This window comes from Streptomyces sp. NPDC024017 (assembly GCF_040638895.1).
GTDB lineage: Bacteria > Actinomycetota > Actinomycetes > Streptomycetales > Streptomycetaceae > Streptomyces.
Map to the genome: position 1 here is coordinate 614,168 of NZ_JBEZYZ010000003.1, position 23,678 is coordinate 637,845.

25 protein-coding genes are annotated in these 23,678 nt (G+C 72.1%); 13 read left to right on the plus strand and 12 right to left on the minus strand.

Going from position 1 to position 23,678, the window contains the following annotated elements; all coding sequences use genetic code 11:
• Positions 1–149 precede the first annotated feature (149 nt).
• On the plus strand, positions 150–1,031 hold the full coding sequence (locus AB0G20_RS11150; RefSeq protein ID WP_361299227.1) for a universal stress protein: 882 nt from the start codon (positions 150–152) through the stop codon (positions 1,029–1,031).
• A gap of 13 nt (positions 1,032–1,044) precedes the next feature.
• On the opposite strand, the gene AB0G20_RS11155 is transcribed toward AB0G20_RS11150, so the two are convergent.
• The 3 genes from AB0G20_RS11155 to AB0G20_RS11165 all read right to left on the minus strand — a co-directional run bounded on the left by AB0G20_RS11155 (position 1,045) and on the right by AB0G20_RS11165 (position 3,810).
• Entirely contained in the window at positions 1,045–2,277 is a 1,233-nt protein-coding gene (locus tag AB0G20_RS11155; protein WP_361299230.1) for a DUF4032 domain-containing protein, read from the minus strand.
• A 41-nt stretch (positions 2,278–2,318) separates the two neighbouring features.
• Positions 2,319–3,065 carry an MBL fold metallo-hydrolase gene (locus AB0G20_RS11160; protein ID WP_361299233.1) on the minus strand — a complete coding sequence of 249 codons (747 nt, stop codon included), beginning with the start codon at positions 3,063–3,065 and terminating at the stop codon, positions 2,319–2,321.
• A gap of 121 nt (positions 3,066–3,186) precedes the next feature.
• Positions 3,187–3,810, minus strand: coding sequence for an alpha-ketoglutarate-dependent dioxygenase AlkB (locus AB0G20_RS11165; RefSeq protein ID WP_361299236.1), 624 nt, complete (start codon positions 3,808–3,810; stop codon positions 3,187–3,189).
• A 120-nt stretch (positions 3,811–3,930) separates the two neighbouring features.
• On the opposite strand from AB0G20_RS11165, the gene AB0G20_RS11170 reads away from it, so the two are divergent.
• Together AB0G20_RS11170 and AB0G20_RS11175 are read left to right on the plus strand one after the other, a co-directional pair.
• Positions 3,931–4,569: a TetR/AcrR family transcriptional regulator gene (locus AB0G20_RS11170; RefSeq protein ID WP_361299239.1), complete on the plus strand. Its 639-nt coding sequence runs from the start codon at positions 3,931–3,933 to the stop codon at positions 4,567–4,569.
• Between the two features lie 17 nt (positions 4,570–4,586).
• Positions 4,587–6,260: an FAD-binding dehydrogenase gene (locus tag AB0G20_RS11175; RefSeq protein ID WP_361299242.1), complete on the plus strand. Its 1,674-nt coding sequence runs from the start codon at positions 4,587–4,589 to the stop codon at positions 6,258–6,260.
• A gap of 19 nt (positions 6,261–6,279) precedes the next feature.
• Here AB0G20_RS11175 and AB0G20_RS11180 read toward each other — a convergent pair whose 3' ends face one another.
• The gene (locus tag AB0G20_RS11180) at positions 6,280–6,630 is read right to left on the minus strand and encodes a DUF488 family protein (RefSeq protein WP_361299245.1); all 351 of its coding nucleotides are present in this window, start codon (positions 6,628–6,630) and stop codon (positions 6,280–6,282) included.
• A 369-nt stretch (positions 6,631–6,999) separates the two neighbouring features.
• On the opposite strand from AB0G20_RS11180, the gene AB0G20_RS11185 reads away from it, so the two are divergent.
• Positions 7,000–7,443, plus strand: a complete 444-nt coding sequence (locus tag AB0G20_RS11185) for a DUF6098 family protein (RefSeq protein ID WP_361299248.1) — start codon at positions 7,000–7,002, stop codon at positions 7,441–7,443.
• Positions 7,444–7,522: 79 nt separating this feature from the next.
• Here AB0G20_RS11185 and AB0G20_RS11190 read toward each other — a convergent pair whose 3' ends face one another.
• A complete protein-coding gene (locus tag AB0G20_RS11190) occupies positions 7,523–7,777 on the minus strand; it encodes a WhiB family transcriptional regulator (protein ID WP_062931244.1) in 255 nt (84 codons plus the stop codon).
• A gap of 103 nt (positions 7,778–7,880) precedes the next feature.
• The gene (locus tag AB0G20_RS11195) at positions 7,881–9,098 is read right to left on the minus strand and encodes a saccharopine dehydrogenase C-terminal domain-containing protein (protein WP_361299252.1); all 1,218 of its coding nucleotides are present in this window, start codon (positions 9,096–9,098) and stop codon (positions 7,881–7,883) included.
• A 102-nt stretch (positions 9,099–9,200) separates the two neighbouring features.
• Between AB0G20_RS11195 and AB0G20_RS11200 the strand changes: the two genes are divergently transcribed.
• The gene (locus AB0G20_RS11200; protein ID WP_361299255.1) at positions 9,201–9,908 is read left to right on the plus strand and encodes a TetR/AcrR family transcriptional regulator; all 708 of its coding nucleotides are present in this window, start codon (positions 9,201–9,203) and stop codon (positions 9,906–9,908) included.
• Between the two features lie 4 nt (positions 9,909–9,912).
• On the opposite strand, the gene AB0G20_RS11205 is transcribed toward AB0G20_RS11200, so the two are convergent.
• Positions 9,913–10,812: a LysR family transcriptional regulator ArgP gene (locus tag AB0G20_RS11205; RefSeq protein ID WP_361299410.1), complete on the minus strand. Its 900-nt coding sequence runs from the start codon at positions 10,810–10,812 to the stop codon at positions 9,913–9,915.
• A gap of 69 nt (positions 10,813–10,881) precedes the next feature.
• Between AB0G20_RS11205 and AB0G20_RS11210 the strand changes: the two genes are divergently transcribed.
• Positions 10,882–11,499 (plus strand): LysE/ArgO family amino acid transporter, encoded by a 618-nt coding sequence (locus AB0G20_RS11210; protein WP_361299258.1) that lies wholly within the window; start codon positions 10,882–10,884, stop codon positions 11,497–11,499.
• Positions 11,500–11,582: 83 nt separating this feature from the next.
• Positions 11,583–12,863, plus strand: coding sequence for an MFS transporter (locus AB0G20_RS11215; RefSeq protein WP_361299261.1), 1,281 nt, complete (start codon positions 11,583–11,585; stop codon positions 12,861–12,863).
• 4 nt (positions 12,864–12,867) lie between these two features.
• Here the strand turns inward: AB0G20_RS11215 and AB0G20_RS11220 are convergent, their stop codons facing one another.
• From AB0G20_RS11220 to AB0G20_RS11230, 3 genes are all read right to left on the minus strand, one after another.
• Entirely contained in the window at positions 12,868–13,323 is a 456-nt protein-coding gene (locus AB0G20_RS11220) for a cyclic nucleotide-binding domain-containing protein (protein WP_361299264.1), read from the minus strand.
• A 281-nt stretch (positions 13,324–13,604) separates the two neighbouring features.
• On the minus strand, positions 13,605–15,074 hold the full coding sequence (locus AB0G20_RS11225) for an ornithine decarboxylase (protein WP_361299267.1): 1,470 nt from the start codon (positions 15,072–15,074) through the stop codon (positions 13,605–13,607).
• A 70-nt stretch (positions 15,075–15,144) separates the two neighbouring features.
• Complete coding sequence (locus AB0G20_RS11230) at positions 15,145–15,366, minus strand: hypothetical protein (RefSeq protein ID WP_361299270.1); 222 nt, start codon at positions 15,364–15,366, stop codon at positions 15,145–15,147.
• Positions 15,367–15,634: 268 nt separating this feature from the next.
• On the opposite strand from AB0G20_RS11230, the gene AB0G20_RS11235 reads away from it, so the two are divergent.
• The 6 genes from AB0G20_RS11235 to AB0G20_RS11260 all read left to right on the plus strand — a co-directional run bounded on the left by AB0G20_RS11235 (position 15,635) and on the right by AB0G20_RS11260 (position 19,831).
• Entirely contained in the window at positions 15,635–16,069 is a 435-nt protein-coding gene (locus AB0G20_RS11235) for an ATP-binding protein (protein WP_361299273.1), read from the plus strand.
• 200 nt (positions 16,070–16,269) lie between these two features.
• Positions 16,270–17,133 carry an RNA polymerase sigma factor SigF gene (locus AB0G20_RS11240; RefSeq protein WP_361299276.1) on the plus strand — a complete coding sequence of 288 codons (864 nt, stop codon included), beginning with the start codon at positions 16,270–16,272 and terminating at the stop codon, positions 17,131–17,133.
• A gap of 29 nt (positions 17,134–17,162) precedes the next feature.
• Positions 17,163–17,426 (plus strand): DUF5133 domain-containing protein, encoded by a 264-nt coding sequence (locus tag AB0G20_RS11245; protein WP_361299279.1) that lies wholly within the window; start codon positions 17,163–17,165, stop codon positions 17,424–17,426.
• A gap of 114 nt (positions 17,427–17,540) precedes the next feature.
• Entirely contained in the window at positions 17,541–18,398 is an 858-nt protein-coding gene (locus tag AB0G20_RS11250; protein WP_361299282.1) for an ANTAR domain-containing protein, read from the plus strand.
• Between the two features lie 133 nt (positions 18,399–18,531).
• Positions 18,532–19,368: a DUF1206 domain-containing protein gene (locus AB0G20_RS11255; RefSeq protein WP_361299285.1), complete on the plus strand. Its 837-nt coding sequence runs from the start codon at positions 18,532–18,534 to the stop codon at positions 19,366–19,368.
• A 28-nt stretch (positions 19,369–19,396) separates the two neighbouring features.
• Entirely contained in the window at positions 19,397–19,831 is a 435-nt protein-coding gene (locus AB0G20_RS11260) for a hypothetical protein (RefSeq protein WP_248509876.1), read from the plus strand.
• A 31-nt stretch (positions 19,832–19,862) separates the two neighbouring features.
• Here the strand turns inward: AB0G20_RS11260 and AB0G20_RS11265 are convergent, their stop codons facing one another.
• Together AB0G20_RS11265 and AB0G20_RS11270 are read right to left on the minus strand one after the other, a co-directional pair.
• Entirely contained in the window at positions 19,863–22,103 is a 2,241-nt protein-coding gene (locus AB0G20_RS11265; protein ID WP_361299288.1) for an FUSC family protein, read from the minus strand.
• Positions 22,104–22,197: 94 nt separating this feature from the next.
• Positions 22,198–23,568, minus strand: a complete 1,371-nt coding sequence (locus AB0G20_RS11270) for an NAD(P)/FAD-dependent oxidoreductase (protein WP_361299291.1) — start codon at positions 23,566–23,568, stop codon at positions 22,198–22,200.
• Positions 23,569–23,678 lie beyond the last annotated feature (110 nt).

Genomic DNA, 23,678 nt, shown 5'->3' on the forward strand with positions numbered 1-23,678 from the left:
CGTATGTTCGATCGCAGCGGTGCGCCCGGATACGAGGATCACCTCCGCAGGGCCCCGGCACGCAGAACTCGCCGCGCTCAAGGACATGCGGGCGACGTAGGGAAGACTGATCACCGGCACGTAGTGATTTCGACACGGGAGGCAGCCGGATGACACGCCCGATCACCGCAGGGGTCGACGGATCGCAGGAGAGCCTCGCGGCCCTCGCCTGGGCGGCGCGGGAGGCGGTGCGGCGCGACCGGCCGCTGCGCGTGGTGCACGCCTGGCGGGTCCAGACGCCGGAGCTGATGGAGACCGCGGTCGCCACAGGCGCGGATAGCCAGGCCGAGTGGGTGCACAGCGCGATGACCGAGGCCGTCGGGACCGTCACCCGACAGCATCCGGAGCTCGCGGTGACCACCGATGTCATCGAGGGCCCGGTGGCCGACATCCTGACCGCCGCCGCGGCCGACGCCGAGCTGCTGGTGCTCGGCTCGCGCGGGCACGGCCGCATCGTCGGATTCCTGCTCGGCTCGGTCGGCCAGCAGGTGATCGCCTCGGTCACCCGGCCCGTGGTGCTCGTCCGGGCCGGCGACCAGCCCGCGTCCGAGGCCGCCGGGCGCGAGATCGTCGTGGGCCAGCAGGGCGACCCGCAGGACAGTGCCGACGCGTTGCGCTTCGCCTTCGAGACGGCCGCCGCGCGCGGCGCGACCGTACGGGTCGTGCGGGCCTGGAACCTGCCGCCCGTCTTCGCCTACAGCCCCGGCTCGCTGAAGCTCCTCGACGAGGCCGGCGGTCTGGAGCCGTACGAGAAGAAGAGTCTGGCCGCCGCCGTCCGGCCCTGGCGGGACCGCTTCCCCGATGTGCCGGTCGAGGAGCACGTGGAGATGGGCAGTGCGAGTCAGGTGCTGCTGTCGGTGGCCGGGACGGCCCAGCTGATGGTCGTCGGCCGCCGGGCCCACCGCACGGCCGTCGGGGTCCGCATCGGCTCGGTGGCCCACGGGATGCTGCACCACGCGGACTGCCCGGTGGCGGTGGTGCCGCACGGGTGACGGCGCCGGCCGCTCACTCCGCCGTCGGCTGCAGCGTCTTGCTCGCCTTGGGCAGGATGTTCTCGATGTAGTCCTCGACCGCCGTCTCGATGCCGATGTCGTGCTGGGCCCGCTCGGACATGTACCAGCGGTGTTCGAGGAGCTGGTGGTAGATCTCCGCCGGGTCCATCGCACCGCGCAGTTCGAGCGGCACGGCCCGCACCGTCGGGCGGAAGACCTCCCGCACCCAGCGGTGGGCCAGCACCTCGGGGCGGGCTCCGAGGGGATCGCCCGGCGCGTAGTCGTCCTGGGTCGCCATCCAGCTCTCCAGGTCGTTCAGCAGCCGCCGGGCCTGGTTCTCCTCCGTGTCCAGCCCGGTCAGGCGCAGCAACTGCCGCTGGTGGTGGCCCGCGTCGACGACCTTGGGCACGAAGCTGACCGTGTCGCCGTTCGAGGCGTGCTCGATCTGCATCTCGGCGACATCGAAACCGAGGTCGTTCAGGCGGCGGATCCGGCGCTCGATGTAGTGGTACTTGCCGGCCGGGTAGACGGAGGCCCGGGTCAGCTCGTCCCACAGACCGCGGTAGCGGGCGCAGATCTCCGTGCCGAACTCGATCGGATCCACGGAGGGGTGCAGCGCCCCCGACGCCTCCAGGTCCAGCAGCTCGCCGCTGATGTTCACCCGGGCGAGATCGAGGTCGTAGTCCCGCTGCCCCACGCTGAGCTGCGGATGCAGGTCACCGGTCTCGGCGTCGACCAGATAGGCGGCGTAGGCGCCCGCGTCACGCCGGAAGAGGGTGTTGGACAGCGAGCAGTCGCCCCAGGCGAACCCGGCCAGGTGCAGCCGCACCAGGAGCACGGCGAGCGCGTCCATCAGCCGGTGCATGGTCGCCGGGCGCATGGTCGTCTCGAACATCGAGCGGTACGGCATCGAGCCGCCCAGGTGCCGGGTGACCAGTACGCTCTCCAGCGGGGCGCCGCTCGCGTCGGTGCGGCCGGTGACCACGGCCAGCGGGTCCACCGCCGGGATGCCGATCCGGTCGAGGTCGCGCAGCAGCTCGTACTCGCGCAGCGCGGGCCGTTCGGCCAGCTCCTTGACGGCGATCACCTCGTCACCGGCACGGGAGTAGCGCACGACGTGCCGGGAGATGCCGCGCGGCAGCGGCACGAGGTATTCCTCCGGCCAGTCCTCCAGGGGCAGGTGCCACGGCAGTTCCAGCAAGAGCGCGGGATGCTCGGGGTTCGTCGCGCTGATCTGCAGTGCCATGCGCCGGGTGTCCTTGTCTCGCCGCCGATCGTCGCCTCACTCTAGAGGGCGCGTTCCCGGGCCTGCAGAGCGGCGTCCCGCACCGGCCCGCGGTGCGCCGGCCCGTGTCCGGGGAGCAGCAGCTCGCCCTCCAGCTCCGCCAGGACGTCCAGGGAGGCCAGGGCCCGCGGCCGCTCGTGGTGGAACATGTCCGGCAGCAGCTGCGGCCCCTTCACCCGCGAGGTGGGATGCCCGCTGACCAGGGCGTCCCCGGAGATCAGTACCCCGGCACCGGGCAGGTGGTAGGCGCAGTGCCCGTCGGTGTGGCCCGGGGTGTGTACCGGTACCGGCCGCCCGGGCAGGTCCAGGGGGCCCGCCACCGGGAACGCCTGTGGAGCGGTGACGGGGACGTGGGCCGTGCCGCCCGAGCGCAGCGCGTGCACCGCCCACGGCAGGACCCCCGGCCGCCAGCCGTTCCCCAGCACCGTCCCGACGGACACCTGGTGCAGGAAGTCACGGCGCGCGTGCGGCACTTCGGCCTCGTGCAGGTGGACAGGCGTGCCGTACGTGGCGCGCAGGTACTCCGCGTTGCCCAGGTGGTCGTTGTGCGCGTGCGTGATCAGCACGGCCGTGACCGCTTCCGGGGAGCTGCCCACCTGCGCGAGCGAGGCGAGGACCCGCTCCCGGTCACCGGGGTAGCCGGTGTCGACCAGCGTGACGGCGTCCCCGTCCGTGAGGATCACCCAGTTGGTGTGGGAACCGTGCACCAGGTAGGTGCCGTCCGCGACTTGGTGTACGTCCGCCCGCATGATCGCCCGCCTCGTGTGGTCCCGGTCCCGGCCCGTGGGGAGAAGAAAAGCAGATCCCGCGGTGGGTGGAATCGCCGGGTCCGGCTCAACGGAGCCGTGGGGGAGCGGCGTTCGACGGATCTCAGCGCACGCCGTGCGGGCGGAACTGGATGCTGATGCGCGGCCCCGTCGCGCGCGTGCTCTTGGGGATCGCGTGTTCCCAGGTGCGCTGGCAGGAACCGCCCATCACGACGAGGTCGCCGTGGCCCAGCGGACGGCGCACGGTGTCCCGATCGCCTCGCAGAGGGCGCAGCAGCAGGTCCCGGGGTGCTCCGACCGACAGGATCGCGACCATCGTGTCCTCGCGCGCCCCGCGCCCGATCCGGTCGCCGTGCCAGGCCACGCTGTCCCGGCCGTCGCGGTAGTAGCACAGCCCGGCCGTGGTGAAGGGCTCGCCCAGCTCCTCGCCGTAGTGGGCGCTCAGCGCGTCCCGCGCCTCGGCGAGCAACGGGTGCGGCAGCTGATCGTCCGGCCCGTAGAACGCGAGCAGGCGGGGGACGTCGACCACGCTGTCGTACATCTTGCGCCGCTCGGCCCGCCACGGAACCTCGGCGGCCAGCCGTTCGAACAGGTCGTCCGAGCCGCTGAGCCATCCGGGCAGCGCGTCGAGCCAGGCGCCGAAGCCGAGGTGGGCACGGCTGATCCCGTCCAGAGAGCCGAGGCGCAGCTCGTCGGCTTGGTCGAAGAGGGAGCCCTGGAGGTGCATGCGGCCAGCGTACTCCCGAATCGAATATGTGTTCCATGGGGAGCCTGAAACCAACCTGAAACCCGGTCTTTCGATACATCGGTGTATCCAATACAGTCGTGTATCGAAAGGGGGCCGGGCATGGCTGCTGAAGGAAGAACCGGGCGCGTGACCAGGCGCCGTGTCCACACCCGCGCCAACCTCCTCGAGGCGGCGTTCTCCGTGTTCGCGGCCAAGGGCTTCGGGCACGTCTCGATCGAGGAGGTCTGCGAGGCGGCCGGCTACAGCAGGGGCGCCTTCTACTCCAACTTCTCCAGCCTCGACGAGCTGTTCTTCGCCCTCTACCGCGAGCGGGCCGACCTGATCGCCGAGCAGGTGTCCGGCGCCCTCGCCCTCGACGGGCCCGACCTCGACGTGCCCGCCGCCGTGGACCGCGTCACGGACGTGCTGCTCCTCGACCGCGACTGGCTCCTGGTGAAGACGGACTTCCTCGTGCACGCCGCCCGCGACCCGGCGGTGGCGCGGAGCCTGCTCGAACACCGCGCGCGGCTGCGACAGGCCGTCGCCGACCGGCTCGGCCGGGCCCGCGGGCACACCGCACTGCCCGCCGTCCTGGGTGACACCGACGGCGCCGCCCGTGCCGTGGTCGCCGCGTACGACGGTGTCACCACGCAACTGCTGCTGGACCGGGACCTGGAGCACGCCCGGGCCTGGCTGAAGCAACTGCTCACGGCCCTGCTGACCGACGGCAGCGGCACCCTCGCCCACACGAAGAACTGAGGAAGGGAACGGTCGCCATGGATGCCGATGTCATCGTCGTCGGAGCGGGCCTCGCCGGCCTGGTCGCGGCGCACGAACTGACCAACAAGGGCCGGCGGGTCGCCCTCGTCGACCAGGAGAACGCGGGCAACCTCGGCGGCCAGGCCTTCTGGTCCTTTGGCGGGCTGTTCCTCGTCGGCTCGCCCGAACAGCGGCGCCTGGGCATCAAGGACTCCTTCGACCTCGCCTGGAGCGACTGGCGGGGCAGCGCGGGCTTCGACCGGCTGGAGGACGAGGACTCCTGGGCCGTGCGCTGGGCCCGTGCCTACGTCGAGTTCGCCGCGGGGGAGAAGCGCTCCTGGCTGGACGGACACGGCATCACGTTCCTGCCCACCGTCGGCTGGGCCGAGCGGGGCGACCTCACGGCGCACGGGCACGGCAACACCGTGCCCCGCTTCCACGTCGCTTGGGGCACCGGCACCGGTGTCGTCGAACCGTTCGTGCGGTACGCCAAGCAGGCCGCCCGCGACGGCCTGCTCACCTTCCACCACCGTCACCGCGTCGACGCGCTCGTCGTCGAGGGCGGCACCGCCCGGGGTGTGCGCGGCACGGTCCTGGCCGCGGACTCCTCACCCCGGGGTGTCGCCTCCAGCCGCGAGGGGATCGGCGAGTTCGAACTCACCGCCCAGGCCGTCATCGTCACCAGTGGCGGCATCGGCGCGAACCACGACATCGTTCGCCGCTACTGGCCCGAGCGCCTCGGCACCCCGCCACGCGAGATGGTCACCGGCGTCCCCGCCTACGTCGACGGGCGGATGCTCGACATCAGCGCCGAGGCCGGCGTACGGCTGGTCAACCGCGACCGCATGTGGCACTACACGGAGGGCCTGCAGAACTGGGACCCGATCTGGCCCGGCCACGGCATCCGCATCCTGCCCGGACCGTCCTCGATGTGGTTCGACGCCCTCGGCCGCCGCCTGCCCGGGCCGTACCTGCCCGGCTACGACACCCTCGGCACCCTGAAGCACCTGCGCACCACCGAGGACATCGCCGGGTACGACCACTCCTGGTTCATCCTCACGCAGAAGATCATCGAGAAGGAGTTCGCCCTGTCGGGCTCCGAGCAGAACCCCGACATCACCGCCAAGGACCGCGCCGGATTCCTCAAGGAACGCATCCTCGGCAAGGGCGCGCCCGGACCGGTCGACGCGTTCCTGCGCAAGGGCGCCGACTTCGTGACCGCGGCCGGCGTCGAGCAGCTCGTCGCGAAGATGAACGAACTCACCGACAAGCCGCTCCTCGACGCGGCCGTCGTCAAGCGCCAGATCGAGGCCCGTGACCTGCAGATCGCCAACCCGTACGCCAAGGACGCCCAGGTGCAGGGCATCCGCAACGCCCGCCGCTACATCGGTGACCGCCTCGGCCGGGTCGCCACCCCGCACCGCATCCTCGACCCGGCGGCCGGGCCGCTGATCGGCGTCAAGCTGCACATCCTCACCCGCAAGACCCTCGGCGGCATCCAGACCGACCTCGACTCCCGCGCCCTCGGGATGGACGGCAAGCCGGTCGAGGGACTGTACGCGGCCGGCGAGGTCGCCGGATTCGGCGGCGGCGGCGTGCACGGCTACAACGCCCTGGAGGGCACCTTCCTCGGCGGCTGCCTCTTCTCGGGGCGGGCGGCGGGCCGGGCGGCGGCCAAGCAGACCGCCTGACCTCGCCGGACGGCCCGTCTCACGCCTGGAGGAGGCGGGCCAGTACCGTCGCGTGGCTCTCCTGCGGCGTCTTCGAAGCGGTCAGCAGCGTCACGTCCCCCTCGCGGAGCAGTGCACGCACGCCGTCGAGGGCCTCCGCGGCCTCGTCGGCGGCGAGCTCCGCCTCGTACCGCTCGGCGAACTCCTCGTAGGAGCCCTCGCCCGCGTGGTACCAGCGCCGCAGCTCCGTCGACGGGGTGATCGCCTTCGGCCACTCGTCCACCCGGGCCGCGTCCTTCGCCAGTCCGCGCGGCCACAGCCGGTCGACCAGGACCCGCACCCCGTCCTCCGGCTCGGCCGGATCGTAGACACGGCGCACGCGCACGCTCATGGTCGGCTCCTCTCCGCGGCGGTACGGATGTGCCGCGAGCCTAGGCCCTGTCGTTTGGATCAGGCCGCAGACGCGGGGTCTGGCACGCGCATCTGCCGCGTTGTCGTCGGTTGCCGACTCCCCCACGCTCGGCTGCGCTCGCGCGGGAGGGACCCCCATCGCGTCGACGCCCTCCTCCGCCTTGCAGCTGCACGCACCAGACCCCGCTCACCGGCGTCGAACAGCACCGTCGCCTCCCTGCGACCTGATCCAAACGAAAGGCCCTAACCCCGGCCCGCTCCCCGCACCGCTCGGTGCCGAACAGCCGGTTCCGCTCGTGCCGGGCGGGTACTCCGTCCGCCGGAACACGTCGAGGAAGGAGGTCATGACATGCGTGCACCGGACGATCTGCGGGTCGTGCGCACACTCGACGAACTCGCCGAGCTCGTGGAGCGGCACCGGGGCCTGTACGTCCGCTGGTCGCGCGGCCCGGAGATCGATCTCCGCGAGGTGTCCAGCACCGACGACCTGACGGGCGTGTCCCTGCCGGGGCTGTCCGCGAGCCCGCTCGGCGTCGAGGAGTGGTGGGAGGGCCGGCCGGTCCGGGTGTGGGTGGCCCGCCGCCTGCACGACTACGCCCATCTGCCGCACGACAAGGGGCCGGGAGTCCGCCCCTGGGTGCTCGCCGGCAAGGAGGCCGCCCGCGGGCCCGACAACGAACCGCTGGTCACCGGCGTCCGCCCGATGTGCTGGATCGACCAGCAGGTGATCGACGAGGCGAAGGCGGAGGTGGCCCGGCAGGGAAACCCCTGGGGGTCGCTGCGGCGCAGCTAGTGCCCCGGCAGGCAGCGTTTGCGCGACGGGGCGAACGTTGCCTGCCGGGGCACTAGAGCCCCAGGGGTGGTAGGCGGTGTCAGCCGGAGCGGCGGCGAGCGGCCGTGCGGCGCTTCAGCGCACGCCGTTCGTTCTCGCTCGTCCCGCCCCACACGCCGATGGACTGCCCTGTGTCCAGGGCCCATTGCAGACACTGCTCCTGCACCGGGCAGCGCCGACGGCACACCCCCTTGGCCTGTTCCGTCTGCAACAGAGCCGGGCCGGAGGTGCCGATCGGGAAGAAGAGCTCGGGGTCCTCGTGCCGACAGGCAGCGTGGTCTCGCCAGTTGTCCATCGAAGTCACCTGCATCGCAGTAGAAACGTGCTCTCTCGGATGCTTACTCCTTTTCGGGTGACCTGTCGATGCGTGCTGAAACAGGGCGTTCCCGGACAGTCGTTCACTGCTCCCGCATGCCCCAGGGGGAGCCGTACTCCGTCAGCAGGTCCAGGAACGGCCGGGCCGGGAAGGCCTCCGGGCCGAGCACGCCCGCCCCGGACCAGGCGCCCGCCGCGAGGAGTTCGAGCGCGACGACGGGGTTGACGGCGGTCTGCCACACCACCGCCTGGGAGCCGTACTCCGTCATGGACCACTGGTTGTCGACCACGTGGTACAGGTACACCTCGCGCGGCTCGCCGTCCTTCACGCCCCGCACCCAAGTGCCCGCACACGTCTTGCCGTGCATCCGCTCGCCCAGCGTCGCCGGGTCGGGCAGGCACGCGGCGACCACGTCGCGGGGCGAGACCTTCACCGGTCCGTCCGGCGAGGGCACGGTCACCGGGTCGGTGCGGTCCAGGCCCAGCAGATGCAGCGTCTTCAGCGTCTCGACGAACTCCCGGCCCAGGCCGTACTTGAAGGTCACCCGGCGGGCGTCGACCCAGCGCGGGACGAGCAGCACCTCCTCGTGCTCCACGTTCACGCACTCGACCGGACCGATGCCCTCGGGGAAGTCGAAGACCTCGGGCTCACTGAAGGGTTCGGTAGTGAACCAGCCCTTAGCGGCCTCGTAGACGACCGGCGGGTTGAGGCACTCCTCGATGGTGGTCCAGATGCTGAACGAGGGTGCGAAGTCGTAGCCGTCGACGGTCAGGTTCGCGCCGTCGCGGATGCCGATCTCTTCGATCTCGTCGAAGAGTTCGTCCGCGGCGTAGCGCGCGAAGACGTCCGACATGCCCGGCTCCACGCCCATGCCGACGAGGGCCAGCAGCCCCTCCCTCTCCCAGTCGGCGGCCTGCGCGAACTGCTCGTCGCCGAGCTTGACCCCGCACTCCTCGTAAGGCCGCTCGGCGTGCGGGCGGGACAGCGACATCGCCATGTCGAGATAGGTGGCCCCCGCGGCGCGGGCCGCCCGGAACAGAGGCATCACGAAGCGGGGGTCGGTCGCGTTGAGCAGGACGTCGCAGCGGTGCCGGCCGAGCAGGCGGGTCACGGCCTCCTCGTCGCCCGCGTCCACCTGTTCGGCGGTGAACCGCGCGTCACCGCCCAGCGCCGCGACCGCCGCCTCTGCCCGGTCAGGGTCGTAGTCGGCCACCACCATGGCCTCGAAGAAGGGCCGCCGGGCCGCGATCCGGGTGATAGCCCCGCCCACACCACCGGCACCCACGAGCAGTACACGCATGACAGAAACTCCCTATTTGCGCAGAACGTGACGCGCCCTTGCAGAGATGAAACGCCGTGCTGTGTCATAAGGTCAATGGCGTTGGCATAAGGAGGAGGCGCCGTGCCCAAGCCCGTGGTGCCGGAGGAGAAACGCCGCCGGCGCAGGCCCACCAAGAGCGGCACCGTGCTGTCCGAGGAGCTGATCGTCGAGACCGCGCTGCGCATGCTGCGCGAACACGGCAGCGCGGGACTGACCGCCCGCCGGCTGGGCCTCGCCCTGGACGCCGACCCGAGCACGCTCTACCGGTACTTCCGGGGCATGGACGTCCTGACCCTCGCCATCGGGGACGCGCTCATCGGCCAGGCCCTGGAGGGCTGGCGGCCCACGGGGGAGTGGCGGGCGGACCTGCGGTCCGTCGGGCTGCGTATGCACGCCGCCTACCTCGCCCATCCGCAGGCCGCCCTGCTGACCACGAACCGCGTCACGGGCCGGGCCCATGAGCTGGCCGCCGACGAGGCCGTCCTGGACGTCCTGCGCGCGGCCGGTTTCCCGCTGCCCGACACCGTGCGCATCTACCACGCCTTCATCGACCAGACGCTGGCCTTCGCCGCGCTGGACGCCGCCTCGCTGGCCCTGCCCAGCGACTCGCTGCACGCCGACGAGGACATGTGGCGCTCGACGTACGCCCGCCTGCCCGCCACGACCCATCCCCGCATCGCCGAGGCGGCGCCCCTGCTCGCCACCCGCATGCTCACCAGCGCCTACCCGACGGCCCTGGAGATGCTGCTGGACAGCGCGGCGGCCCGGCTGGAGAGCGTCCGGGACTGAGGCGTCAGGCGCGCAACGCCGCCGCCGCGGTCGCCGTCACCGTCTCCGCCACCTGCGCCAGCGCCGGCGAGTCGAGCTTCCACTGCTGCCAGTACAGCGGCACGTCGACCGTGCGGCCCGGGGCGATGCGGACGAGCCGGCCGTCGCGCAGCAGGGGGTCCGCCTGGGGCTCCGGCACCAGGCCCCAGCCCAGCCCGGCGGCGACGGCCTCGACGAAGCCCTCCGAGGTCGGCACGTAGTGCCGCAGCGCGCTCGCGCCGCTCCGCCCCCGGGTGAGCGCGCGGACGAAGCCGTCCTGGAAGTCGTCACGCCGGTCGAAGACCATCACGGGCACCTCCGTGAGCGTCTGGGCCAGGGGCCCGCCGAGGTGGCGCGCGGCGAAGTCCGGCGCGGCCACCGGGAGGTAGCGCATCCGTCCGAGCGACCGCACGGAGCAGCCCGGCACGGGATCCGGCGACGAGGTCACCGCGGCCATCACCACGCCCTCCCGCAGGAGGGTCGCCGTGTGGTCCTCGTCCTCGCGGCGCAGCTCGAAGCAGAGCCGCGGCTCCTGCGGCACACGGGTGAGGACGGGCAGGAACCAGGTGGCCAGCGAGTCCGCGTTCACCGCCACCGACACCCGCGTCGGCTCCCCGGTGCCACTCAGCCCGAGCTCCGCGTACGCGTCGTGCTCCAGCCGCGCCACCTGGCGGGCCAGCCGCACCAGCACCTCGCCCGACTCGGTCGGCCGCACCGGCTTGGTCCGCAGCAGTAGGACCCGTCCCGTGCGCTGCTCCAGGGCCTTCACCCGCTGGCTGATCGCCGACGGCGTCACATGCAGCGCGGCCGCCGCCGCGTCGAACGTCCCCTCGTCCACGACGGCGAGCAGGGTCCGCACCTGGTCCAGCGGGAGATCCGTCATCATCACGTGTGCTAATGATACGTAAGAATCCTTAGCTGGACCCAGGTGGGGCGTGTCCGTAGCGTCGACGCCATGACCAGCACCTTCACCGCCGGCGCCGCCGGCTTCGGCACCGGACTGTCCCTCATCGTCGCCATCGGCGCCCAGAACGCCTTCGTCCTGCGTCAGGGGATCCGCCGCCAGGCCGTCCTCGCCGTCGTCGGGATCTGCGCCCTGTCCGACGCCGCGCTCATCGCGCTCGGAGTCGGCGGGGTCGGCGCGGTGGTGGTGAAGTGGCCGGGCGCGCTGACGGTGGTCGGCTGGGTCGGCGGCGCGTTCCTGCTGGGCTACGGCGCCCTGGCCGCCCGCCGGGTGTTCCGGCCGGACGGCGGCGCGCTGCGGACGGAGGGGGAGGCGACCGGATCGGTACGCCGGGCCGTGCTCACCTGCCTGGCGATGACCTGGCTCAACCCGCACGTCTACCTCGACACCGTGTTCCTGCTGGGCTCCGTCGCCGCCGACCAGGGTCCGCTGCGCTGGACCTTCGGCCTCGGCGCGGTGCTGGCCAGCCTGTGCTGGTTCACCGCCCTCGGTTTCGGCGCCCGGCTGCTCGGCCGCTTCCTCGCCAGGCCCGCCGCCTGGCGCGTCCTGGACGGCCTGGTCGCCGCCACCATGATCGTGCTGGGTGCGGTGCTCGTCGCCGGAAGCTGACACCTCGGCCGCGGTGCCCTCTCGGGCTGATGCGATAGTGATCCCCGCCCGAAAAGATGTAGCGAGCATCGAGGAAGCGGCGCGTGGACACGAGCAAGAGCACCACCGAAGAGCGGGAGCCCGAATCTCAGGCGCCCCGGCGGCGCTGGGCCATGGACACCCGCCCCCTGCGCCGCCCCGCCTACCGGCGGCTGTGGGGCTCGACCATCGTCACGGCCGTCGGCAGCCAGCTCACCGCCGTCGCCGTCCCCAAGCAGATCTACGACATCACCGGTTCCTCGGCATGGGTCGGTGCCGCGAGCCTGGCCGGGCTCGTGCCCCTGATCGTGTTCGCGCTGTGGGGCGGGGCGATCGCCGACACCATGGACCGGCGCAAGCTGCTGCTGATCACCAACAGCGGCATCGCCGTCACCTCGGTGCTGTTCTGGCTCCAGGCCTTCACGGGCCTGGAGTCGGTGGGCGCGCTCATGCTGCTGCTCGCCGTGCAGCAGGCCTTCTGGGGCCTCAACGCACCGGCACGCAACGCCTCCATAGCCCGGCTGGTCCCCGAGAACGAACTGCCCGCCGCGGGCGCCCTCGGCTCGACCGTGATGCAGACCGGGCAGGTGGCCGGTCCTCTGCTCGCCGGCGCCCTCATCCCCGTCATCGGCCTGCCCGAGCTGTACCTCATCGACGCGCTGGCCCTGTGCGTGACGGTGTGGGCGGTGTACCGGCTGCCGTCACTCCCACCCCTGGCCGGCACGGCGGTGCGGCGCGCGGGCGTGAAGGAGATCGCCGCCGGTTTCCGCTACATCTCCGGGCACACCGTGCTGCTGCTGTCCTTCCTCGCCGACATCATCGCCATGGTCCTCGGCATGCCCCGCGCCCTGTTCCCGCAGCTGGCCTCCCAGACCTACGCCCCGTACGGCGAAGGGCTCGCGCTGGGCCTGCTGTTCGCGGCGATCCCCATCGGCGCCGTGCTCGGCGGGCTGTTCTCGGGCACCTTCTCCCGGGCCCGGCGCCATGGCTGGATGGTGATCGGGGCGGTGGTCGCCTGGGGTGTGGCCGTCACGGGCTTCGGGCTGAGCCGCAACCTCTGGGTCGCGGTGGCGTTCCTCGCCCTCGCCGGGGTGGCCGACATGGTCTCCATGGTCTTCCGCGGGGCGATTCTGCTGTCCGCCGCCACCGACGAGATGCGGGGGCGCATGCAGGGCGTCTTCACCGTCGTCGTGGCCGGCGGCCCGCGCCTCGCCGACGTGCTGCACGGCACGGCGGGCTCCGCCTTCGGCCCCCGTACCGCCGTCGCGGGCGGCGGACTGCTGGTCGTCGCGGTGATGCTGGCGCTGGCCGCCGCCGTACCGGCGCTGCGGCGCTACCGCGTCTGACCTCTCACAGGACTCCGCGCCGGTGCAGCGTGTACTGCTCCATCAGCTTGCCCCGGGTCATCTCCAGCCGGTGCGCGAGCACCTCGGCGACGTTGCGCACCAGCATCAGCCCGAGCTCCGGGTCCTCCTCGCACAGCGCCAGTACGGACCCGGCGTCGAACTCGTAGGCCCGCACGGGGCTGAACGCCACCGCGCCGAAGTCCCAGGTGTACGGAGGGAACAGCCACGACCAGCCGAGCAGGTCGCCGGCGCCGAGGCTGGCCACGGTCACCCGCTGCAGGGAGTTCACCTGCTGGTCCAGGGAGACGGCGCCGGAGCGGATGACCCAGAAGCGCTCGGCCGGGCCGTCCGCCTCGAAGATCCGGGCGTCCTCGGGGAAGGACACCTCCCGGGCGAGCGTCATCAGACGCTGCCGCTGGGGCGGAGGCAGGGCGGTCAGGAGTTTGATCGCTTTGGTCATGACGCGGAGCTCCTCGCAGGGCGGTCGACTGCGGTGCTGTCCCTAAGCCCATTTCAGCCGCTGCCGGGGCCTTGGGCACCTCGGCGTACGGGACTTCTTCCGACAGACCGTCCGGGCATGAAAAAGCCCTGGCTGGACGGGGGAGACCAGCCAGGGCCGTTAGCGGTGGTGTACGGAGGACGAGGGGTCCACTCCGTCACCACATATGGATGAACCATAAACCATCTAGCGGGCGTGTGTGCACCGGATACCGGGTTGCGTGACCTGTTTCACTTCCCGGATCACTGCGTGAGCACCCGGACCGTGTCCAGCTCCGGGTCCTCCGGGTCGGGCAGGTGCATGCCCGCGTCCAGCCCCGTGCGCAGGTACGCCAGCACCGGCTCGGTCAGCCGCTCGCCCGGGAGCACCGCGGGGATGCCGGGGGGATACGGCGTGATCATCTCGGCCGCGACCCGCCCGGCCGCCTCGGCCACCGGCACGGCCTCGGCCGGGCCGAAGAACGCGTCCCGGGGCAGCACCGCCTGCTCCATCCGCAGCTCCGCCGGCGACGGCACCTCCACCCGCGGTCCCCCGGGCAGATCGGGTGCGGCCCGCGCGAGGTCCCGCAGCGCCTCCAGCAACTGCCCGGTGGTCTCCCGGTCGTCACCGTGGGTGATCTGGGCGCCGATGCGCCGGTGGTCCACCAGATGCGCGTCGATGTGCCGGTGCTCGCGCAGCCAGTCCGCCGCCTGGAAACCCGTGATCCCGAGTCCGGCGAGGTCGATGACGCCGGGCAGCGGGTCGAAGTCGTCGGACAGGCCCGGGCCGCAGAAGTCGTCCCGGTCGTTGACGTGCAGTCCGTCGATCTCCTCGATGGCGGCGCGGACCTCGGCCGCGAGGTCCAGTGCACCGCCCATCAGTTCCCTGCCGTGCAGCGCCATCTGCCGCCGCCAGCCGTCCAGGCCCGCGAAGATCAGCACCGAGGGGCTGGTGGTGCCCAGCAGGTCCGCCCGCATCCCCAGCAGCTCCGGCGGCACCAGATCGCCCTGGAGATGGAAGACCGAACCCTGCTCCAGACCGCTGCCCATCTTGTGGATGCTGGTCACGCAGATGTCCGCGCCCGCGTCCATCGCCCAGGACGGCAGACCGGGATGGAACGGCAGATGCGCACCCCACGCCTCGTCGACGATCAGCGGCCGCGAGCGCCGGTGACAGACGTCGGCGATCGCCCGCAGGTCCGCGCAGCCGCCGTACGGCGTGGGACTGGTGACCAGCGCGCCGCGCGCGTCCGGATGCGCGTCGAAGGCCCGGTCGAACTCCTCCGCCGACGGGGGATGAGCGAGGTTGCGTCCGGCGTCCCACCGGGGCTCGACCCAGACGGGCTCGACACCGGAGATGATCAGCCCCGCCACCACCGACTTGTGCGCGTCGCGCCCGATCAGCAGCTTCTCGTGCGGCCCCGCGACCGACAGCATCGCGGCCTTCACCGACAGGGAACTCCCGCACGTGCTGAAGAACGTGTGCTCGGCGTGCACCGCGTCGGCCATCAGCTCCTGGGCCCGTTGCAGCACCCGGCCCCGGGTGAGCCGGTCGTCCAGACCGCCCGAGGCCAGCACGTCCCCGTGGAACACCGCGTCACCGAGAATCTCCCGGACCGCCGGATCCGCGCCGCGGGCCTGCTTGTGCCCGGGCGGCGTGAACGACAGATGCCCTTTGCGCCGGTACTCGTCCAGGGCTTCCAGAACCGGTGCTCGTGTGTGGTCGACCGTCATGCGCGCCCGGGTTCCCTGCGGGTGCCCTCGCATTCCGGCCCCACCCGAACAGGCACCGCTCTCCGCCCGGTCAGCCCTCCGGGGCGTTTCTGCCCGGAGTCACGATCTCGTCCAGCACCCGCAGTACCGCCTCGTAGGACATCCGCCGCACGGTCGCGTCCCGGGCCCCCTGCGGGTCGGTCGCGTCCAGCTCCTCGCTCCTGGTCCGCCACGTCCGCTCCTCCTGCATCGCGCAGTCCCTCGCGCGCCGGATGCGCCGCAGCAGCTCGTCCGAATCCACCACATCGGTCATGCACACCGCGTACCCGCCCAAGGCCCGGAGATGGCACCGGCTCACGGCCGTTCGAGGTGTTTTCGGGTCTTCCGGCCGGACCGGAGGTTTGCAGGTGCGGGGAAAGGTGAGCCGAAGAGTGAGACCGCGGCGCTCGCGGTGCGCGCCCCGAACGCCGCGCCAGGTCGAAGCAAGCAGCGGGTCCGCGGGCCCCGGGCAGGCCCGTGCGGGCGGCCACGGAAAAGCGGTCAGGACCCGGATTCCGTCCGTGCCGACAGGGAGCTGCAGAATGTGCGACGAGCACATGATCGAATCCGTATTCGAGCCGCCCGGCGTCCACCGGGCCCGGCCGTGCAAACCTGCCGAGGCGCGCCGGGCGGTGGAGCGAGCTGTGGCCGAACGCTGCCGGGCCACCCACACCCCGTGCGACACGGACGCCCTGTCCGACGCACTGCTGGTGGCCTCGGAGCTGACCACCAACGCGATCCTGCACGGCGGCGGTGTCACCGACTTCCAGGTGGACGTCGACGGCCCCGGCGTGCGAGTGTCGGTGAGCGACGGCAGTGACGCGCTGCCGGTGACCATGCCACGCACCGATCCGCACGGACGGCTCCGGCACGGCGGCCACGGCTGGCCCATAGTCTGCCGGCTCGCCCGCGATGTCCGTGTGTCGGACCTGCCCGCCGGGGGCAAGTGCATCACCGCCGTCGTACCCCTGTCCTGAGCGCCCGTGAGCCGGTACTCCACAGATTGCACTGCAAAGCGGAGTTTGTTCCACCGGGGGCAGGGCAGACGCAATTTCGTGCTTCGGACCGGAGGCGCGCCAGCGGGAGCGGTATGACTGCCCCGGAGGCCGTCCAGGCGATCCGGGCAGCGCCCCTCCCGCGGTCAGTCCCTGAAACCACCGTTCAGGAGCGAATCCGCATGCTCATCGAAACGCCCACCCATCGTCCCGGCACGGCCGAAACGACGACCACCGCCTCCCGGCGGCGTCACGACGACGCCCCCGACACCGCCGCCCTCTTCGCCCGGATGGCGGAGCTGGAAGAGGGACCCGAGCGGGAGGCCGTCCGCGACGAACTGGTCACCCTGTGGCTGCCCATGGCCCACCGCATCGCCGGCCGCTTCCGCGACCGCGGAGAGTCGATCGAGGACCTCCGGCAGGTCGCCGCACTGGGCCTGGTCAAGGCCATCGACCGGTTCGACCCGAGCCGGGGTGCCTTCGAGAGTTACGCCGTCCCCACCATCACCGGCGAGGTCAAGCGGCACTTCAGGGACCGCATGTGGGCCCTGCGGGTCCCCCGCCGTGTGCAGGAGCTGCGCAACAAGGTGCGGGTGGCACGCCGCGAACTCACCCAGAACCCGGGCAGCCCCGAGCCCTCCGTGGCGGACCTCGCCACCCACACCGGCCTGAGCGAGGAAGAGGTCAACGCCGGGCTCGAGGCCCTGGACAGCTTCAGCACCCTGTCGCTGGACGCCGAGCTCTCGGCCGACGACGACGGCTACAGCCTCGCCGACACCCTCGGTGCGGCCGACTCGTCCTACGACGTCGTCGTGGACCGTGAGTCGGCGAAGGAAGGGCTGCGCCGGCTGCCGGAACGCGAACGGGCCATCCTCTACATGCGCTTCTTCGAGGACATGACCCAGAGCCGTATCGCCGACCACCTCGGCATCTCCCAGATGCACGTCTCCCGCCTCATCAGCCGCAGCTGCGCCCGCGTGCGCGACGAGGTGCTGGGGCAGCGGCCGGGCACCCGGGGGAGCGGCGGCACCTCCACGACGGCCTGACCATCCGACCCCACGAGGAGCGAACGACCATGCTGAGGCCCCACCCCGCCGTGCTGCGCCGACTCGTCGACGAGTACGAGGCCCTGGCAGCCGCCGAGGCCGCCCGCGGACCGGCGGAGCTGAATCCCAGGGCACGCGACCTGGCGTACACGCTGTGCGTGTCCACCGGCACCAGGGACGTCAAGCGCGCCCTGGAAGCCGCTCACCAGTGGCTCGCGGCCGCACCCGCACCGGTCCGCGAAACCGCTGCGCCGACGGCCGGACAGCGCATGCCGACCCCGGAGCCCGCCTGATCCGCGTGTGCCACTGAGACGACGGGGAAGGCGGGACAGAACGAGGGCCCGGCCGACGGCGGAAGCCGCGGCCGGGCCCGTTCGCGTCATGCCATCGACACCCCTGGGAGTCCCATGTCCACAGCCGGGCGGGCATCAGCCGACGACGACGGCGAGCTGGAGCGCCTGCGCGCCGAGGTGCGCGACCTGCGGGCCCGGGCCCGCGTCCACCCGCTGATCTCGCAGGCCCAGGGCATTCTGCAGGAGCGGTACGCGCTGCCCGACGGGGAGAGCGCCTTCGCGCTGCTCCAGCGGGCCTCCCAGCGGTACAACGTCAAGCTGCGCACGCTGGCCGGCGTTCTGGTGACCGCACCGCGTCCCGACGGGCGGGACACACTGTGGTTCCCGCGGCGCGTCCGCGGCCCGGAGCCCGAGCTGACCTTCACCCAGGCGCACCGGTCCGGGTCCGGCAGCCGCAGTGCCGTCCTGAAGGCCGTGCTGAACTCCACCCTGGCGGTGGTCGGCACCGACATGGGTAACGTGCAGCTCACCGACCCCGCGCGGGGAGGTCTGCGCATCGAGCAGCACACCGGCCTCACGGCCGACTTCGTCGACTTCTTCGCCCACGTCGGCGACGACGGCACCGCCTGCGCCCGGGCCGCCCGGGACGTCGCCCAGGTCACCGTGCACGACGTGGAGAGCGACCCGGTGTTCACCGAACCGGCCCGGCAGGCCATCCTCGCGGCGGGCAGCAGGGCCTGCCACAGCGTCCCGCTGACGACCGCGTCCGGGATGTGTGTCGGCATGGTCTCGGCCCACACGGACCGGCCCCTCAGCGCACTGACGGCGGCCCAGACCAAGGCCCTCGACACCGTGGGCGGTCAGGCCGGCCGCTGGCTCGCCTGGCACGACCGCACGGTGGTCCTGGACGCCTTGGAGCACCTGCACGCCCTCGGCCGCGCCGACCGCGGATCGAGGCTCCGGCGGTCCTGAGCCCGTGACGGAAGTGGCACCGCCGTGTCGCTGTGGCGGACAGGACCCGGCCTCGAACCGGAATCCCCTGGTCCGGAGGCTGCGCCGGGTGTGTGGACGCCGACCCGGGGCATCCGGACTGCCGGGAGGTCAAATGAACACGAGTGCGATGGCACAGAGCGGTCGGTTCCGGGCCCGGCGAATGGCGCGGGGTTCGGTGACCGAGGGGGCGGCACGGGCGGGCTTCACCGCCCGGGGCGTGATCTATCTGCTCGTCGGAGCGCTGGCCCTGCAGATCGCCTTCGGCGACACGGGCCGGCAGGCCGACCGCGGGGGAGCCCTGCAGGAACTGGCACAGAAGCCGTTCGGCGCGGTGCTGCTGTGGGCGCTGGGCATCGGGCTCGTCGGCATGGCCCTGTGGCGGCTGTCCGAAGCGCTCTTCGGGTCGATCGGCAAGGACGGCCGCAGCGCACGCAAACGGCTGATGGCGACGGCCCGCTTCGCCTTCTACGTCTTCGTCGCCTACTCGGTGCTGACGTTCGCGGCCAGCCGCCACCAGAGCGGCGGATCCAGCGACCAGCAGTCCCGGGACGCCACGGCCAAGGCCCTGGAGATACCCGCAGGCCAGTGGCTGGTCGGTGCCGCCGGGATCGCGATCGTCGCGGCCGGCGGCTGGATCGCCGTACGCGCGGTGCTGCGCAAGTACCACGACAAGCTCCGGCTGGGGCAGATGAGCCACCGGACGCGGCAGCTGGTGGACGTCACCGGAGTGGTCGGCGGCGCGGCCCGCGGGCTGGTGTTCGCGGTGGCCGGTGTCTTCGCCGTCCGCGCCGCCATCGACTACGAGCCCGACCGGGCCAAGGGCCTGGACGACACCCTGCGCTCCTTCGCCGACACCCCGCTCGGCCCCTGGCTGCTGGTCTGCGTCGCGGCCGGGCTGGTGCTCTTCGGGATCTTCTCCTTCGCCATGGCCCGGTGGCGACGCGTCTGAGCCGCGTTCTGCGGGGAACACGAAGCCAATGAGCGATTCCGAGATTCCGCATGGCGACGGCCGGCCCGTGGACGTGTACCTGGACCTCCTGCGCATCCGGATGGACACGGAGGACTACCGCCTTCTGATGCGCGCGGTGGAACCGGTCCTCGAGGCGATCGACGAGGAACGCCTGTCCAGCCTCGACTTCGCGCTCGACTCCGGCGCCAACGACGAACTGCCCCAGGAGGTCCGTGACGAGGTGGCCCTCGTCATCGCCACCGCCGTCACCGGCCGCCTGGACAACGAAGTGGTCGAACTCGACGTCGACGACACCGGCCCGGTCAGGATCGTCACGGACGCCACCACCGCGTCCGACCCGATCCGCCTCGGCGAGATAGCCGACTACATCCGGGACCGGCACAAGCAGACCGAGGAGCTGCGGGGCATCGCCGAGGTGAGCGGGCTGCCCACGGACTTCTGACGGGCAGCGCCTCTCACCCCTGGGGCGGTTCTCACCCCTTGGGCGCCGCCACCGGCACGCCCAGCGGCCGGGCGAGGCCCACCACGGCTTCGTCCAACCGCTCCAGATGCCGCAGCACGCGGTCGGTGATGCGGCCGTAGCGCGGTGTGCCGGCGTCCGACCCCAGCAGGGAGGCGATGCTCGGCCCGGTCTCGGCCTGCACGTCCGCGTGCTCGTCGGCGACCCGGGCCGCGATGGTCTCGATATTGCGCACCGTGCGCCCGGCGGCCCCGCGCAGCCGTGGGTCCGCCGCGATCGAGGGATGCGTGGGCAGCAGCTCGGCGGTGGCCGCCAGCGTCCGCGCGTGATACGCGCACGTCTCCAGCAGCGCCACCACGTACCGGGCCGTGTGACGCCGGGTCCGCAGCGGTGTGACCGGGTGGATCAGCGGCTGGGTCGCGCCCCGCAGATCGGCCAGCGCCTGGTCCAGGTCGCGCGCCTTGTCCAGCAGCTCGTCCGCCGGTCCGCCGCTGAGCTGGCCGACCGCGGCCTCCGTGACCTCGGCCAGCCGCTCCAGCACGGTGCCGAGCAGCTCGTTCGTACGGCGATCCGTCTGCACCGGCAGGACCAGCGCCGCCGCGAACACCCCACAGGCCGCGCCGAGCGCCGTCTCCTCGATCCGCAGCACGAGCACGTCGAGGCTGTAGGTGTGCAGCAGCGTGTACAGCAGCCCCAGCATCGCGGTGACGAAGAACGACATCAGCGTGTACGACAGCGGTGCCACGTAGAACATCGCGAAGATCAGCACCAGGACCAGGGCGAACGCCGTCCAGGTGTGCCGGCCGACCAGTCCCGCCAGGACGATGCCGGCCACCACGCCGAACACCGTGCCCAGCAGCCGCCGGTACCCCTTGACCAAAATCTCGCCCGTCGACGCGGTGTTGAGGAAAACGATCCAGCACGTCAGCACCGCCCAGTACCAGCGCTGCGTGGACAGCAGCTCGCCGCCCACGATGGCCAGCGAGGACCCCACGGCGACCTGCACGGCCGCACGCGTGGTGGGCCGCCGCAGTCCCGTCTCCTCCTCCTGCGCGGCTTCCTCGCCGCCGTCGATCGCCGCGTCCTCGGCGTCCAGCTCCTCGCGGGAGCGGGCCGTCGCGGGGGTGTCGTCCGACTCGTCCTGCGGGCCGTCCAGCGCGATCCGCAGCCCGAGCACCGCGCGGGCCGACTCGCCGATGCCGCGGAAGACGTCCTGGACGGCGGCCGACGCCGGCGGCAGGTTCTCCTCGTCCCGGTAGCCGAGGAGACGGTTGCGCACATGGGCCAGCCCGGTGCCCGTGTCGCCGCTGCCCGCCCGCAGCACCAAGGCGTGCAGCGCCTGCAGATCGCGACGGAGCGTGGCACTCGTCTCGTCCGGCACCGCCGGCCCGGCCACCGACGGGGCGGGGGCGCCCGGCAGGTGCAGGGTGAGCGTGTCGGCCCGTTCGGCGCTGCGGGCGGTCAGCAGCAGCAGGCCGAGCCGCTCGGCGGCGATCTCGGCGTCCGCGATCCTGCGCTGCACCAGCCGTGCCGCCGACTCGTCCGGGGTGCCCTCCTCCAGCCGGTCCTGGATCATCATCGCCGTCTCGTGGAGCCGCGCGGTGCCCTCGCGCACGGCCGCCAGCGCCTTGTCCATCTCGTCCGCGGGGGCGTCGAGGAGTTCGAGCTGCGCGGACACCAGCTGGGCCAGCCGCGCGCGGAAGGCCAGCCGCATCCGCAGCAGCACACCCGTGGGCGACGCGGGCACGACCGCGAAGCGCATCAGGGCACTGGAGCAGAACGCCAGGGCCATGGCACCGCACAGCGCGGGCAGCGCGGAGACGGTGGCGCCGACGAACAGGGACAGGAAGTAGACCTGGAAGCCGATCAGACCGAGCGCGGTGCCCCGGTCGCCGAACCGGCGGCCGTAGACCGCGCAGAAGATCAGGACGACGAAGAAGGCGTCACCGACGACGAGACGCGAGTTGAGCACCGCGCCCAGGGACACCGAGGCCAGGGCCACCGGCAGCCCCAGCGCCAGGGTCACGGCCTGCGCACCCAGCTGCTTCTCCCGGATGGCGAAGGTGGCGACCATCGCCGCCATGGCCCCCGCCACCAGGAGATGCACATCGGCCCCCAGCAGGGAGAGCACGGCCAGGGTCAGGGCGATCGCGCCGACCGTCCGCAACCCGGCCGTCAGCCGCAGCAGTCCGGGGTCGGACGCCGCGATCCGGTCCCGCAGTCGTGCCCGCACCGCGCGTCCCGCTGCCCTCACGCCGCCGCACTCTCTCCCGACTCACACCAAGATCCGTATCTCAGCATGACATGCCATGATCGGAGGCTCCCCTCCGGCCCGGCCCGACCCGGTTCTAATCCGGCAGGCCGGACCCTTCGACCTGCGCCCGCACCTGCTCCGGCGTCAGGTAGGCGTCGGTGTACTCGAAGTCCTTCAGCCGCGCGGCCTTGCGCGCCTGGAACCCGGTCCGTACGAAGTCGTCGCCCGCGACCGCGTTGAGCAGCCAGTTCGTCATGACCCGCGTCTTGGCCACGTTGGTGCGCAGCGCCGACCAGTGGTAGCCGCGGGCCACCGCCTGGGCGGGCAGCCCGCGCAGTTCGATGCCCAGCGGCTTGGAGACCGCGTCGGTGCCGCCGAGGTCGACGACGAGCCCGAGGTCCTTGTGGACGTACGGCTTCATCGCCAGGCCCCGCAGCGACGCGATGACGTTGTCGGCGACGTGCTTGCCCTGCCGCAGGGCATGCTGCGCGGTGGGCGGGCACATGGCCCCGTCCCCCTTGGCCAGGTCGGGCACGGCGGCCGAGTCGCCGAGCGCGAACACCCCGTCGTTGCCCGGCAGGTTCATCTCGGGGGCGACCGCGAGCCGCCCCTTGACGGTCTCCGCGCCGAGCGTGGCGATGAGCGGGCTGGCGACGACCCCGGCGGTCCAGATGAGCGTGCGGGTCGGGATCACCCGTCCGTCGGTGAAGGTGACCTCCTCGGGGCCCGCCTTGGCGATGGAGGTGCCCAGGGAGATGTCGATGCCGCGCCGGCGCAGGATCTCCTGCGCGCTGCTGCCGAGCTTGTCACCCAGCTCCGGCATCAGCTTCGGCGCGATGTCGATCAGATGCCACTTGATGAGGCTCGGGTCCAGCCGCGGGTAGCGCTTGACCGCCGCGTGCGTCAGCCGCTGCAGGCAGGCCGCGGTCTCGGTGCCCGCGTAACCGCCGCCGACCACCACGAACTGCAGCCGCGAGGCACGCTCCACGGGATCCTGGCTCGCGTCGGCCAGGTCCAGCTGCGAGATGACGTGGTCACGGATGTACGCAGCCTCGGCGAGCGTCTTCATCCCGAACGCGTGGTCCGTCAGGCCCGGGATGTCGAAGGTGCGGGTGATGCTGCCGGGCGCCAGCACGATGTAGTCGTACGGCTCGTTGACGATCTCGTCGGTGATCGTGCGGATGACGCAGACCTTGGACTTCAGGTCCACGCCGATGGCGCCGCCCGGAATGATCCGGGTGCGGTACTTCTTGCTGCGCCGCAGGGAGACGGCGATCGACTGCGGCGTCAGCACGCCGGAGGCGACCTGGGGGAGCAGCGGCAGGTAGAGCTGGTAGGCGAACGGCGTCACCAGCGTGACGTCGGCCTCGTCCGGGGAGAGTTTCCGTTCCAGACGGCGGACGCACTCCACGCCGGCGAAGCCTGCGCCAACCACCAGGATCCTGGGTCGTGTCACGGTGTTCATCCCTTTCTGCGGCTCCAGGCGGTCTGCCTCGAACGCCTTCCGACTGCCCCTGGATCGCTGGTTCGCACCCTTTCGATCCCACCGTGTGTCCGGCCGGTACGCCAGCCGGA